The following is a 13,905-nucleotide window of genomic DNA, read 5'->3' on the forward strand; positions in this document are numbered from 1 at the left end:
GCCCAATGCCGGATGTGATGGCCCTGGCAGTGCCGGGGTGGGCGATGGCAGCCGGGGAACGCACAGCCGCGGTCGCGCAGGAACAACGCCCGGCGAAGTCCGGCGGAGATCAAACGGCGGAGGCGCCCGAGGTTGAGCGGTTCACTCTTCGCACCCAACACCGCGGGGATGACCATGGCGTCACAGGCATGGACCCGGGCTTCGGCCGCGGTCATCGTGCCAGTGTCACCGAGCGTGGCCCGACCGGCGCCGGACTTCAGGTCGGTGAGGGAAACCGCGACCATGACGTGCGCCCGTTCCCCGGCCTGCATCGGCAAGTCCGGAGAGTTGAGGGCCAGGTCGATCGCGTCGGAGAACGCATCACCGTAACGCTGCGGCATCGCGCGATGGTCGGGCCCGTCGTCACCGGTACGACGCTCGTCCAAAGCATCGAGCAGAACACTGGCACGGGTGCCGGTCTCATCGTCGAACTTGCCGTTCAACTCCCAGACCCCGGATCTTCGACGACGCAGAAACAGCTCCCGGGTGGGAGTCAAAGGTTCGGTGTCGTCGGGCTCGGCACCATCGGGAGCCAGGTGGGCGAGGATCCGGGCACCAAGGACCGCAACCTGCTTGTGCCCAGCCTCGGCCGCGAAGGCGAGCAGATCAGCCTCGACACGGTCACGATGCTCAGGCGGAACCTCGGCCAGCACCCCGGTGATCACATCGATCATCGGAGCACTCAGCGATCCGGACAAAGCAGCAACACCCGTCGCCGGCGCCAGGGCCGGGATCGGGGTGCCATCGAGAGCGCGACCCGGATTCACCAAACGAGCCCGCTTCACCAGACGTTCCGCCGCCGACCTCGGAAGGTCACCCAGGTGCTCCAGCAACCGGGCAACAGACCGGTACCCGAACACCTCCATCACCCCACGCTGCTCGATCTCCACCACCAGCGCCCCCAGCTCAGCCTCCGCAGACCGCATAGACGCGAGCAACTCACCCAGGCGGTCGGCAAAAGCCACCGCCTCGGCGGACGAACGAGCGCTGTCGGACATAGATCAAGATTACCGACCATCGAACACAAGTTCACCACTCGAACGGGCGCAAAGCGTGGACCTCGGGACAGTGGCCGGGCAAGAAACAATCAGGCGTGCTTGATTTTTCCGACCACCGCTGCCACCCTGGCCTCAGGACGCAAGGAGGCGGGCGATGGCGGACCTCGGCGTGATCCTCGGGGATCTCGACGCGGAGACACAGACGATCGACGACGCGGTGGCGGCGCTCCCGGACGCGGACTGGGCGCGCGCGACTCCCGCCGAGGGGTGGACGATCGCGCACCAGATCGCGCACCTGGCCTGGACCGATCGCAAGGCCCTGATCGCGGCCGCGCACCCGGAGAACTGGCAGGCCGAGGTCGAAGAGCTCCTCAAAGCCGGCGAGACCTACGTCGACGACGGGGCCGCCGACGGGGCGCAGCGGCCGCCGCGGGAGATCCTCGAAGACTGGCGTGACGGCCGCCGGCTGCTGGCCGCGGCTCTGGAAGCGGTGCCGGACGGGCAGAAACTCCCTTGGTACGGCCCCCCGATGAGCGCCGCCTCGATGGCGACCGCGCGGATGATGGAAACCTGGGCGCACGGCCAGGACATCTTCGACACCCTGGGCCTGACCCGCGAGCCGACCGCCCGCCTCTGGCACATCGCCCGCTTCGGCACCCGGACCCGCGACTTCGCCTACAAGGTCCACTCGCTCGCCCCGCCGGCCGAGGAGTTCCGCGTCGAACTCACCGCGCCCGACGGCTCCACCTGGGCCTTCGGGCCCGAGGGCGCCGAGCAGAAGCTCACCGGCACCGCCCTGGACTTCTGCCTGGTCGTCACCCAGCGGCGGCACCCCGCCGACACCGATCTCGTCGCCCACGGCGCCGACGTCGAAGAGTGGCTCGGCATCGCGCAGGCCTTCGCCGGGCCGCCGGGCAACGGCCGGAAGCCGGGGCAGTTCGCATGACCTACCGCATCGGCAACGCGTCCGGGTTCTACGGCGATCGGTTCTCCGCCGTCCGCGAGATGCTCACCGGCGGCCCGCTCGACGTCCTGACCGGCGACTACCTCGCCGAATTGACCATGCTCATCCTCGGCCGCGACCGGATGAAGGACGCCACCCGCGGCTACGCCAAGACCTTCCTCCGCCAGATGGAGGAAAACCTCGGGCTGGCGCAGGAAAAAGGTGTCAAGATCGTCGCCAACGCCGGGGGGCTCAACCCGGCCGGGCTGGCCGGCGCGCTCCGCGAACTGGCCGGGAAACTCGGGCTCGACGTCAAGATCGCCCACGTCGAGGGCGACGACCTCGTCCACCGCGCCGACGAGCTGGACCTCGGCCAACCGCTGACCGCCAACGCCTACCTCGGTGCCTGGGGCATCGCGGAGTGCCTGAACGCGGGCGCCGACGTCGTCGTCACCGGCCGCGTCACCGACGCCTCCGTCATCGTCGGCCCGGCCGCCGCGCACTACGGCTGGGCCCGTGACGACTTCGACGCGCTCGCCGGCGCGGTCGCGGCCGGGCACGTCATCGAGTGCGGGGCCCAGGCCACCGGCGGCAACTACGCCTTCTTCACCGAGCACACCCTCGGCGTGCCCGGCTTCCCGATCGCCGAGATCGAAGCCGACGGCTCCAGCGTCATCACCAAGCACCCGGGCACCGGCGGTGTGGTGAACGCCGGCACCGTCACCGCCCAGCTGCTGTACGAGATCACCGGCGCGCGGTACGCCGGGCCGGACGTCACGACCCGGTTCGACACGCTGTCGCTGACCGAAGACGGGCCGGACCGCGTCCGCATCTCCGGCGTCCGCGGGGAAGCGCCGCCGCCGACGCTGAAGGTCGCCCTCAACACCCTCGGCGGGTTCCGCAACGAGACGACGTTCGTCCTCACCGGACTCGACATCGAGGCGAAAGCCGCCCTGGTGCGCGAACAGCTCGAAGCGTCCATGAAGGACCGTCCGCCCGCCGACGTCCGGTGGACCCTGGCCCGCACCGACCACGCCGACGCCGACACCGAGCAGACCGCGAGCGCGCTGCTGCACGTCGCCGTCAAGGACGCCGACCCGAAGGTCGCCGGACGCGCGTTCACCGGCGCCGCCGTCGAACTCGCGCTGGCCAGCTACCCCGGGTTCCACGTCATCGCGCCGCCGTCGGACGCCTCGCCGTACGGCGTCTACACCGCGGCTCACGTGGCGGCCGGCAAGGTGCCGCACGTCGCCGTCCTGCCGGACGGCATGCGTGTCGACATAGCGCCTTCGGCGTCCACTCAGGATCTGTCCGATGTGGACGAGCCCGCGCTGCCCGAACCGCTCGGCCACGGGCCGGTGCGGCGGGTGCCCCTGGGCACGATCGCCGGGGCGCGCAGCGGCGACAAGGGCGGCAACGCCAACGTCGGCGTCTGGGTGCGCTCCGAAGAGGCCTGGCGGTGGCTCGTGCACCGGCTCACCGTGGCGGAGTTCAAGCTGCTGCTGCCCGAAACCGCCGACCTGCCGGTGACCCGGTACCTGCTGCCGAACCTGCGGGCGATGAACTTCGTCGTCGAAGGCATCCTCGGCGAGGGGGTCGCGTCGCAGGCGCGGTTCGACCCGCAGGCGAAGGCGCTCGGCGAGTGGCTGCGGTCGCGGGAGATCGACGTCCCCGAGGTGCTCCGGTGACCGATCCCTTCCGGACGCCCGAACGGGCCGAACTGCGCAAGACCGTGCGGAAGTTCGTCGAGCAGGAGGTCCTGCCGCACCTCGACGACTGGGAACGCGCCGGCGAGCTGCCGCGCGAGCTGCACCGCAAGGCCGGGGACCTCGGCCTGCTCGGCGTCGCCTTCCCCGAGGAGATCGGCGGGGGCGACGGCAACTACCTCGACGCCCTGGTCGTCGCCGAGGAGATGCACTACGCGGGCGGCTCCGGCGGCCTGTTCGCGTCGCTGTTCACCTGCGGCATCGCCGTCCCGCACATCGCCGAGGCCGGCGACCCGGTCCAGATCGAACGCTGGGTGCGGCCCACCCTCGACGGAACCAAGATCGGGTCCCTCGCCGTCACCGAACCGGACGGCGGGTCCGACGTCGCCGGCATCCGCACCACCGCGGTTCGCGAGGGCGACGAGTACGTCGTCAACGGCGCCAAGACGTTCATCACCTCCGGCTGCCGCGCCGACTTCGTGACGACGGTGGTGCGCACCGGTGGCGACGGCGCACGCGGGCTCTCGCTGATCGTCGTCGAACGCGGCACGCCGGGCTTCACGGTGAGCCGCAAGCTCGACAAGATGGGCTGGCTCTGCTCCGACACCGCCGAACTGTCCTACGTGGACGTCCGGGTCCCGGCGGAGAACCTCGTCGGCGCCGAGAACAGCGGCTTCGCCCAGGTGGCCACCCAGTTCGTCACCGAGCGGCTTTCGCTGGCCGTGCAGGCGTACGCGCACGCCCAGCGGGCGCTCGACCTGACGCTGGACTGGTGCCGGCTGCGCGAGACGTTCGGCCGCCCGCTCATCTCGCGGCAGGTCGTCCAGCACAAGCTCACCGAAATGGCGCGCAAGATCGACGTGGCCCGCACCTACACCCGGCAGGCCGCGATCCGGCACGTCTCGGGCGAGGAAGTCATCGCCGAAGCCTGTTTCGCCAAGAACACCGCCGTCGAGGCCGCCGAATGGGTGGTCAGCGAGGCCGTCCAGCTGCACGGCGGGCTCGGCTACATGCGCGAGTCCGAAGTGGAGCGGCACTACCGCGACGTCCGGATCCTCGGCATCGGCGGCGGCACCACCGAGATCCTCACCGGCCTGGCCGCGAAGCGATTGGGATACACCTCGTGACTGCACTGAGGTCCACAGTGGACACGCGGGCCGCCGAGTTCGGCGCGAACCGCGAGGCGATGCTGGAGAAGCTCGCCGAGATCGACGCCGAACACGCCAAGGCCGTCGCCGGCGGTGGCGAGAAGTACGTCGAACGGCACCGCAAGCGCGGCAAGCTCCTGGCCCGGGAACGGATCGAGCTGCTGCTCGACGCGGATTCGCCGTTCCTGGAGCTGTCGCCGCTGGCCGCTTGGGGCACCGACTACCGCGTCGGCGCGAGCCTGGTCACCGGGATCGGGGTCGTCGAAGGCGTCGAGTGCCTGATCTCGGCCAGCGATCCGACGGTCAAGGGCGGCGCGAGCAACCCGTGGACGACGAAGAAGAGCTTCCGGGCCGCGGACATCGCCGCGCAGAACCGGCTGCCGTCGATCAACCTCGTCGAGTCCGGCGGCGCGGACCTGCCGACGCAGAAGGAGATCTTCATCCCCGGCGGCCGGATCTTCCGCGACCTCACGCGGGCCTCGGCCGCGGGCTGCCCGACGATCGCGCTGGTTTTCGGCAACTCCACGGCGGGCGGCGCGTACCTGCCGGGCATGTCGGACTACGTCGTGATGGTGAAGGAACGCGCGAAGGTGTTCCTCGGCGGGCCGCCGCTGGTCAAGATGGCGACCGGCGAGGAGTCCGACGACGAGTCGCTGGGCGGGGCCGAGATGCACGCGCGGACCTCCGGCCTGGCCGACTACCTGGCCGTCGACGAGCAGGACGCGATCCGGCTCGGCCGCAACATCGTCAAGCGGCTCAACTGGACCAAGCAGGGGCCTTCTCCGAAACCGGACTACGAAGAGCCGCTCCACGACAGCGAGGACCTGCTCGGCATCGTCCCGACCGACCTCAAGGTGCCGTTCGACCCGCGCGAGGTGATCGCCCGCGTCGTCGACGGTTCCGACTTCGACGAGTTCAAGCCGCTCTACGGATCGAGCCTGGTCACCGGCTGGGCGAGCATCCACGGCTACCCGGTCGGCGTGCTGGCCAACGCGCAGGGGGTGCTGTTCGGCGAGGAGTCGCAGAAGGCCGCGCAGTTCATCCAGCTGGCCAACCAGATCCACACGCCGCTGGTGTTCCTGCACAACACGACCGGCTACATGGTCGGCAAGGAGTACGAGCAGAGCGGCATCATCAAGCACGGCGCGATGATGATCAACGCCGTCTCGAACTCGAAGGTGCCGCACCTGTCCGTCCTCATGGGAGCCTCCTACGGCGCCGGGCACTACGGGATGTGCGGCCGCGCCTACGATCCCCGGTTCCTGTTCGCCTGGCCGAGCGCGAAGTCCGCGGTGATGGGCCCGGCGCAGCTGGCCGGCGTGCTGTCCATCGTGGCCCGCGCGGCCGCCGAAAGCCGTGGCCAGGAGTACAACGAGGAACACGACAAGGCCATGCGGGCCATGGTCGAGGGGCAGATCGAGGCCGAGTCGATGCCGATGTTCCTCTCCGGCATGCTCTACGACGACGGCATCATCGACCCGCGCGACACCCGCACCGTGCTGGGCCTGAGCCTGTCCGCGATCCACAATGGACCAGTGAAGGGCGCCGAGGGCTTCGGCGTCTTCCGGATGTGAGCGAGCGATGATCCAGAACCTGCTGGTCGCCAACCGCGGCGAGATCGCCCGCCGCGTCTTCCGCACCTGCCGCGACGCCGGCATCGGCACGGTCGCGGTGTTCTCCGACGCCGATGCCGCCGCGCCGCACACCCTGGAGGCCGACGCGGCCGTCCGGCTGCCCGGCAACGCGCCGTCCGAGACGTACCTGCGGGCGGAACTGCTGGTCAAGGCCGCGGCCGAGACCGGCGCCGACGCCGTCCACCCCGGGTACGGCTTCCTGTCCGAGAACGCCGCGTTCGCCCGGGCCGTCCTCGACGCCGGGCTGACGTGGGTCGGGCCGCCGCCGGAGGCCATCGAGACCATGGGCTCCAAAGTGGAGTCCAAGCGCCTGATGGCCGCGGCCGGGGTGCCGGTACTGTCCGAACTGGACCCGGCTTCGGTGACCGCGGACGACCTGCCGCTGCTGGTCAAGGCGTCCGCCGGTGGTGGCGGCCGCGGCATGCGCGTGGTTCGCTCGCTCGACGAGCTGGCCGAGGCGGTCGAAGGCGCCAGTGCCGAGGCCGGGTCGGCGTTCGGCGACCCGACCGTCTTCTGCGAGCGCTACCTGGAGACCGGGCGCCACATCGAGGTCCAGGTGCTGGCCGACCGGCACGGCACGGTGTGGGCGGTGGGGGAGCGGGAGTGCTCCATCCAGCGCCGGCACCAGAAGGTCGTCGAGGAAGCGCCGTCGCCGTTCGTCGACGCGGCCATGCGCGAGGAGCTGTTCGAAGCCGCGCGCAAGGCCGCCAAGGCGATCGACTACGTCGGCGCGGGCACGGTCGAGTTCCTCGCCGGGTCGGACGGCCGGTTCTACTTCCTCGAGATGAACACCCGGCTGCAGGTGGAGCACCCGGTCACCGAGAACGTCACGGGCCTCGACCTGGTCGCCCTGCAGCTGCGGATCGCCGAGGGCGAGCGCCTGCCGGCCGGCCCGCCGCCCACCGTCGGTCACGCCATCGAGGTCCGGCTCTACGCCGAAGACCCGGCCGCGGGCTGGCAGCCGCAGAGCGGCACGCTGCACACCTTCGAAGTACCCGACGTGGACCGTTCGTTCACGCACGGACCCGGGCTGCGGCTCGACTCCGGGTTCGAGACCGGGTCCGTGGTGGGTGTCCACTACGACCCGATGCTCGCCAAGGTGATCACCTGGGCGCCGACCCGCGCCGAAGCCGCCCGCCGGCTCGCGAAGGCACTGGCGGCGGCGAAGATCCACGGCGTCGTCACCAACCGCGACCTCCTCGTGAACATCCTGCGGCACGAAGCCTTCCTGGCGGGGGAGACCGACACGGCGTTCTTCGACCGGCACGGCCTCGACACCCTCGCCGCACCTCTGGCCACGCCCGACGCCGAACGGCTCTCCGCGCTCGCGGCGGCACTCGCGGACGCGGCGGGCAACCGGGCGTCGGCGACCACGCAGAGCAGGCTGCCGAGTGGCTGGCGCAACGTCCGCTCGGCCGGCCAGCGCAAGGTCTTCACGGTGGCCGACCGCGAGTACGAGGTGGTCTACTCGCTGACCCGCGACGGCCTCCGCGCCGACGGCTTCGAGGCCGGGCTGGTCGGCGCCGAGCCGGGGCGGGTCGTGCTGGACGTCGGCGGCGTGCGGCGCGCGTTCGACGTCGCCCGGCACGACGGCGTGTCCTATGTGGACTCCACGCTCGGTTCGGTGGCGCTGAAGGCCGAGCCGCGGTTCGCGGACCCGGACGCGGCCCTGGCCGCGGGGTCGCTGGTGGCGCCGATGCCCGGCACGGTCGTCCGGCTCGCCGTGCAGGCGGGGGACCCGGTCAAGGCCGGCGACCCGCTGCTGTGGCTCGAAGCGATGAAGATGGAGCACCGGATCGCCGCCCCCGCCGACGGCGTGGTGACGGAGCTTCCGGTGACGGTCGGACAGCAGGTCGAAGTGGGCACGATCCTCGCGGTGGTGGGAGAAGCAGAATGAACGCGATGAACTTCGTCGAGCCGGAGGAGCGGATCGCGCTTCGCAAGGCCGTCGCCGAACTCGGCGCCAAGTACGGGCACGAGTACTACGCCCGCAAGGCCCGCGCGGACGAGAAGACGCACGAACTGTGGGACGAGGCCGGGCGGCTGGGCTACCTCGGCGTCAACATCCCCGAGGAGTACGGCGGCGGGGGCGCGGGCATCGCCGACCTCGCCGCGGTGCTCGAAGAGCTTGCCGCTGCGGGCTCGCCGTTGCTGCTCATGGTCGTCTCGCCGGCCATCTGCGGCACCGTGATCTCCCGGTTCGGCACCGACGAGCAGAAGAAGCAGTGGCTGCCCGGCATCGCCGACGGCACCAAGCGGATGGTGTTCGCGATCACCGAGCCGGACGCCGGGTCGAACTCGCACAAGATCACCACCACCGCACGGCGCGACGCCGGCGGCTGGGTCCTCAACGGGCGCAAGGTCTACATCTCCGGCGTGGACGAGGCCGACGCCGTGCTGGTCGTCGGCCGCACCGAGGACGCGAAGACCGGCCGCCTCAAGCCGGCGCTGTTCATCCTGCCGACCGGCACCCCGGGTTTCGAGCACACGAAGATCCCGATGGACATCGTCGCGCCGGAGAACCAGTTCTCGCTGTTCCTCGACGACGTCCACCTGCCCGCCGAAGCGCTGGTCGGCGAGGAGGACGCGGCGATCGCGCAACTGTTCGCCGGCCTCAACCCGGAACGCATCATGGGCGCGTCGTTCTCGCTCGGCATCGCCCGGTACGCGCTGGCCAAGGCCGTCGGCTACGCGAACGAGCGGCAGGTCTGGGGCGCCCCGATCGGTACCCACCAGGGTCTCGCGCACCCGCTCGCGGAGATCAAGATCGAGCTGGAGCTCGCGAAGCTGATGACGCAGAAGGCGGCGTCGCTCTACGACTCCGGCGACGACTTCGGCGCGGGCGAGTCGGCCAACATGGCGAAGTACGCGGCGGCCGAGGTCGCCATCCGCGCGACCGACCAGGCCGTCCAGACCCACGGCGGCAACGGCCTGGCCACCGAATACGGCCTCGGCACGCTGGTCACGGCGGTGCGGCTGGGCCGGATCGCCCCGGTGAGCCGCGAGATGGTGCTCAACTTCGTCGGCCAGCACAGCCTCGGCCTGCCGAAGTCGTACTAGGAGGTCGCTGTGACCACAGTGGACGGCAAGACGATCATCATGTCCGGCGGCAGCCGCGGAATCGGCGAGGCGATCGCCCTGCGCGCGGCGGCCGATGGCGCGAACGTGGCCCTGCTGGCGAAGACGGCCGAGCCGCACCCGAAGCTGCCGGGCACGATCTACACGGCGGCCGAGGCGATCGAGAAGGCGGGCGGGCAGGCGTTGCCGATCATCGGCGACGTCCGCGACGACGACGGTGTCGCGGCGGCGGTGGCGAAGACCGCCGAGCAGTTCGGCGGCATCGACATCGTGGTGAACAACGCGAGCGCGATCGACCTGACGCCGACCGAGCAGGTCAGCATGAAGCGCTACGACCTGATGCAGGACATCAACGCGCGCGGCACGTTCCTGCTGTCCAAACTGGCCATCCCGCACCTGCGGCGGTCGATGAACCCGCACATCCTGACGCTGTCGCCGCCGATCAGCCTCGACGAGAAGTGGTTCACCGCCGGCCACCTCGCCTACAGCATCGCGAAGTACTCGATGAGCCTGGTGACCGTCGGGCTGGCCGCCGAACTGAAGAGCGACGGCGTCGCGGTCAATTCGCTGTGGCCCCGAACGACGATCGACACGGCGGCGATCCGCAACGTCGTCGGCGCGGAGCTGGCTTCGCGCAGCCGGACGCCGGAGATCATGGCCGACGCGGCGCACGCGATCCTGACGAAGCCGAGCCGGGAAGCCACCGGCAACTTCTTCCTCGACGACGAAGTGCTGCGGGCGGCCGGCGTCACGGACTTCGCGAAGTACCGCGTCGGCGACGCCGCCGAAGAGGACCTCCAGCTCGACTTCTGGGTGGACCCGGCTTGACCGGCATCCGCGAACCCCAGCAGGAGCGCAGCCGGACAACGCGGCGGCGCTTGATCGAGGCCGCGCTGGACAGCTTCGGCGAGCGCGGCTGGCACGGCGTGACGGTGGCCGGGATCGCCGAGCGCGCCGGCGTCTCCCGCGGCGCGGCGCAGCACCACTTCCCGGCCCGCGAGGACCTGGTGGTGGCGGCGGTCGACCTGCTCGGCGAGGCCCAGATCGACGAGCTGCGCGCCCAGGCCGCCGACCTGCCGAGCGGCGCGTCCCGCATCGAGCGCGTCGTGGAGATGGTGCTGAACCTGTACACGGGCCCGCTGTTCCGCGCGGCCCTGCAGCTGTGGTCGGTCGCGGCGACCGACGAGGCCCTGCGTGCCGTGCTGGTCCCGCTGGAGGCCCGGGTCGGCCGCGAGGCGCACCGGGTGACGGTCGAGCTGCTCGGCGTCGACGAGTCCCGGCCGGGGGTGCGGGAACTGGTCCAGGCCACGCTGGACCTGGCTCGCGGGCTCGGCCTGGCCAACCTGCTGACCGACGACACCCGCCGTCGGCGCCAGATCGTCCGCGAATGGGCCCGCACGCTGGAGCTGCGGCTGACCTGACGCGGGTTCCGAGACCGGACGGAACCTCACCCGCGCCCCAAACGTCATAGTGCCGTAAGTAACACAATCGGCCCAACGGGCGAATGACCCGTTGTAGTGGCGCAACGAGAAAGGCAGTCCGGTGTCCGGTTCAGGAGTCGAGCTCACCCACCGCGCGATGGCGATGCTGAAGGCGGTGGCCGCGGGTCGTGCGCAGATGTCGTGCAGCTGCGAGCCCGACCTCTTCATCGACGGATTCGCCTGTTGCGATCAGATCACCGCGCACGCCCTCGCCCACGGCGGCTACCTGCGGCCCGCCGTCGAAGGCGGCACCGGGCGGGTGGCCGCCGAGCTGACCGAGGCCGGGCGGGCCGTCCTGGAGATCACCGTCGCCGCCTGAGCGTCACGGAGCGTCGCTGGTTCGAACAAGTGTTCGGACTCCCGTCCGTGTCCCCGACCTGGCAGGCTTGTCCCCATGGCGGAGCACCCACGACCGGTGGACGACGAGGCGACGGTCTTCCTCCCGAGCGAGCTGCGGGGCCCGCACTGGCCGACCCGTGACCCGGACGTCTCGCGGCGCGCCTACGACGAGTTCGCCGGCCAGATCGTCGCCCGGCCGCCCGCGTCGCCGGTCAGCGCCGGGCGCGGGGAGGGTGCCGGCTCGTCGCTGGCCCGCTCCAGCGGCCGGATGGCGGTCGCCTCCGCCGTCAGCCGGGTCACCGGGTTCGTCGCGAAGCTGCTGCTCGCCGCCGTGGTCGGGGCCGGCGTCATCAACGACTCGTTCACCGTCGCGAACACCCTGCCCAACATCGTCTTCGAACTGCTCTTCGGCGGCGTCCTCGCCAGCGTGGTGGTGCCGCTGCTGGTCCGCTCGCACGACGACCCCGACGGCGGCCGCGCCTACACCCAGCGGCTCATCACGATGGCGCTCGTGCTGCTCGCCGTCGGCACGGCCGTCGCGGTGGCGATCGCCCCGCTGTTCACCGCCCTCTACGTCGACAAATCGTCTCCGACGGCCAATCCGGCGCTGACCACCGCGCTGGCGTACCTGCTGCTGCCGCAGATCCTCTTCTACGGCCTCTTCGCGCTGCTCTCGGCGATCCTCAACGCGCAGAACGTCTTCGGCCCGCCGGCCTGGGCACCGGTACTGAACAACGTCGTCGTCACCGGCACGCTCGTCGTGTTCGCCGTCGTGCCGGGGGAGCTGACGCTGGACCCGGTCCACATGAGCGACCCCAAGCTGCTCGTGCTCGGCCTCGGCACCACGCTCGGCATCGTCGCGCAGGCCGTGGTGCTCATCCCGGCGTTGCTGCGCACCGGCTTCCGGTTCCGCTGGCGCTGGGGCTTCGACCCGCGGATCAAGGAGTTCGGCGGGCTCGCCGCGTGGATCCTCGGCTACGTCGTGGTCAGCCACGTCGGGTTCGTGATCACGACGAGGGTCCTGACCGGCGGCAACAGCGGCGGCGTGACGGCCTACAGCTACGCGTCCCTGCTCTTCCAGCTGCCGTACGGCATCCTCGGCGTCTCGTTGCTGACGGCGCTGATGCCGCGGATGAGCCGCGCGGCGGCGGACGGCGACACGGTCTCGCTGGTCGGCGACCTCTCGCTCGCGTCCCGCATGTCGACGGTGCTGTTCGTGCCGATTTCGGCGGTGCTGGCGGTGGTCGGCACCCCGATCGGCATCGCGATCTTCACCTGGGGCCGCGGCACCCTCGACGACGCCGAGCGGCTCGGCCAGACCCTGGCCGTCTCGGCCGTCGGGCTGCTGCCGTTCGCGCTGGTCATGCTGCAGCTGCGGGTGTTCTACGCGATGAAGGACGCCCGCACGCCGACGCTGATCATGCTCGTGATGACGGCGGTGAAGATCCCCCTCCTGCTGCTGTGCCGCGGCCTGCTCGACGGCGAGCACGTGGTGTACGGCGTCATGCTGGTCAACGGCGCCGGCTTCGTGGTCGGGGCGGTCCTCGGCCAGGTGTGGCTGTGGGTGCGGCTCGGGCACCTGCGCAGCAAGCGGTCGCTGCGGGTCGGCCTGATCACGCTCTCGGTGAGCGGGCTCGGGGTGGTGGCCGCGGTGCTGGCCGGGCACGCGGTGCCGGCGTCGTTGGGCGTGATCCCGGGAGCGTGGGTGAAGCTGCCGGTGCAGGGGCTGCTGGGGATGGCGGTGCCGTTCGGGTTGCTGGCGGTGCTGAAGCTGCCGGAGTTCACCCCGGTGACCCGCCGGGTGGCGGGGTTGCGGCGGCGGTTCGCGGCTCGTTGACGGCTACGGCCGGGAACGCGATCCGGTTGTCTCGAAACGGTAACGAGACCGCGGCGATCAGCGCGTTTACAATTGCCGCAAGGGTTTCTACTATCCACCGGGGATCAAGGCTGCCGCGGGCGAGCGTGCGCAGCGGGGGTACGGGTGGAGGTCGTGCATGACGCGCAGTGCGCGCAGGCGACGGGACCGGGTCACGGTCGACGAACTGCTCCGGCAGACCGGGGAACGGCCGCGCAAGCCGGGGTCGCGGGCGGCCGAGCTCGCCGCGCGCCGGGGTACCGGGGCCGAACCGGGGCCCAGCGGGGTGGCACGGATGGCCTTGGCGTCGGCGGTGATCGTCGTGCTGGGCGGGCTGGTGGTCGTGCTCGCCATGCGCCCGGACTCCGTGCCCGGTGACCGGCAGTTCCCGCAGCTGCAGCCGGCCACCGCCGTCCCGACGTCGACCGCGCTCGCCGTCCCGACCGAGACCACCACGCCGTCGCCGGTCGTGATGCACGCTCGGCGGACGCCCACGCCGACCCCGACCGTCACGGTCGAGCTGCCGCCCCCGCCCACCACCTCGAGTTCGGCGCCGTCCGGCTGGGACCCGCGGTGGAACTACTACGGCTGCTACCCGTACTCCTGCGGCGGCGGGCGCCGCTGACCCCGCGAAGGCCCTCTCACCGACCCCGATGCCGGTGAGAGGGCCCCCGACAGCCCCAC

12 protein-coding genes are annotated in these 13,905 nt (G+C 71.2%); 11 read left to right on the plus strand and 1 reads right to left on the minus strand.

What is annotated here, in order from left to right:
• On the minus strand, positions 1–1,037 hold a 1,037-nt coding region (locus ACWEF6_RS18730; protein WP_449684098.1), incomplete at its 3' end, for a DUF222 domain-containing protein.
• 154 nt (positions 1,038–1,191) lie between these two features.
• Here ACWEF6_RS18730 and ACWEF6_RS18735 point away from each other — a divergent pair.
• The 11 genes from ACWEF6_RS18735 to ACWEF6_RS18785 all read left to right on the plus strand — a co-directional run bounded on the left by ACWEF6_RS18735 (position 1,192) and on the right by ACWEF6_RS18785 (position 13,846).
• The gene (locus tag ACWEF6_RS18735) at positions 1,192–1,983 is read left to right on the plus strand and encodes a TIGR03084 family metal-binding protein (RefSeq protein ID WP_449684099.1); all 792 of its coding nucleotides are present in this window, start codon (positions 1,192–1,194) and stop codon (positions 1,981–1,983) included.
• Complete coding sequence (locus ACWEF6_RS18740; protein WP_449684100.1) at positions 1,980–3,668, plus strand: acyclic terpene utilization AtuA family protein; 1,689 nt, start codon at positions 1,980–1,982, stop codon at positions 3,666–3,668. Before ACWEF6_RS18735 ends, ACWEF6_RS18740 begins: the two co-directional genes overlap by 4 nt.
• Positions 3,665–4,813, plus strand: a complete 1,149-nt coding sequence (locus tag ACWEF6_RS18745; protein WP_449684101.1) for an acyl-CoA dehydrogenase family protein — start codon at positions 3,665–3,667, stop codon at positions 4,811–4,813. Before ACWEF6_RS18740 ends, ACWEF6_RS18745 begins: the two co-directional genes overlap by 4 nt.
• Complete coding sequence (locus ACWEF6_RS18750; RefSeq protein ID WP_449684102.1) at positions 4,810–6,408, plus strand: acyl-CoA carboxylase subunit beta; 1,599 nt, start codon at positions 4,810–4,812, stop codon at positions 6,406–6,408. The genes ACWEF6_RS18745 and ACWEF6_RS18750 overlap by 4 nt, the downstream gene beginning before the upstream one ends.
• A 7-nt stretch (positions 6,409–6,415) precedes the next feature.
• A complete protein-coding gene (locus tag ACWEF6_RS18755; RefSeq protein WP_449684103.1) occupies positions 6,416–8,365 on the plus strand; it encodes an acetyl/propionyl/methylcrotonyl-CoA carboxylase subunit alpha in 1,950 nt (649 codons plus the stop codon).
• Positions 8,362–9,528, plus strand: a complete 1,167-nt coding sequence (locus ACWEF6_RS18760) for an acyl-CoA dehydrogenase family protein (RefSeq protein WP_449684104.1) — start codon at positions 8,362–8,364, stop codon at positions 9,526–9,528. Before ACWEF6_RS18755 ends, ACWEF6_RS18760 begins: the two co-directional genes overlap by 4 nt.
• Positions 9,529–9,537: 9 nt before the next feature.
• Positions 9,538–10,374, plus strand: coding sequence for an SDR family oxidoreductase (locus ACWEF6_RS18765; protein ID WP_449684105.1), 837 nt, complete (start codon positions 9,538–9,540; stop codon positions 10,372–10,374).
• Complete coding sequence (locus ACWEF6_RS18770; protein WP_449684106.1) at positions 10,371–10,967, plus strand: TetR/AcrR family transcriptional regulator; 597 nt, start codon at positions 10,371–10,373, stop codon at positions 10,965–10,967. Before ACWEF6_RS18765 ends, ACWEF6_RS18770 begins: the two co-directional genes overlap by 4 nt.
• A 121-nt stretch (positions 10,968–11,088) precedes the next feature.
• Positions 11,089–11,346 carry a hypothetical protein gene (locus ACWEF6_RS18775; RefSeq protein ID WP_310977060.1) on the plus strand — a complete coding sequence of 86 codons (258 nt, stop codon included), beginning with the start codon at positions 11,089–11,091 and terminating at the stop codon, positions 11,344–11,346.
• A gap of 75 nt (positions 11,347–11,421) precedes the next feature.
• Complete coding sequence (murJ, locus tag ACWEF6_RS18780; RefSeq protein WP_449684107.1) at positions 11,422–13,203, plus strand: murein biosynthesis integral membrane protein MurJ; 1,782 nt, start codon at positions 11,422–11,424, stop codon at positions 13,201–13,203.
• Between the two features lie 157 nt (positions 13,204–13,360).
• Entirely contained in the window at positions 13,361–13,846 is a 486-nt protein-coding gene (locus ACWEF6_RS18785; RefSeq protein WP_449684108.1) for a hypothetical protein, read from the plus strand.
• Positions 13,847–13,905: the final 59 nt, after the last annotated feature.

The sequence above is a fragment of the Amycolatopsis sp. NPDC004772 genome, from assembly GCF_053601215.1.

Excerpts from the sequence above, each read along its gene's own strand:
- ACWEF6_RS18735 (WP_449684099.1), top strand. The coding sequence starts at position 1,192 with ATGGCGGACCTCGGCGTGATCCTCGGGGATCTCGACGCGGAGACACAG.
- ACWEF6_RS18740 (WP_449684100.1), top strand. The coding sequence starts at position 1,980 with ATGACCTACCGCATCGGCAACGCGTCCGGGTTCTACGGCGATCGGTTC.
- ACWEF6_RS18755 (WP_449684103.1), top strand. The coding sequence starts at position 6,416 with ATGATCCAGAACCTGCTGGTCGCCAACCGCGGCGAGATCGCCCGCCGC.
- ACWEF6_RS18760 (WP_449684104.1), top strand. The coding sequence starts at position 8,362 with ATGAACGCGATGAACTTCGTCGAGCCGGAGGAGCGGATCGCGCTTCGC.
- murJ (WP_449684107.1), top strand. The coding sequence starts at position 11,422 with ATGGCGGAGCACCCACGACCGGTGGACGACGAGGCGACGGTCTTCCTC.
- ACWEF6_RS18785 (WP_449684108.1), top strand. The coding sequence starts at position 13,361 with ATGACGCGCAGTGCGCGCAGGCGACGGGACCGGGTCACGGTCGACGAA.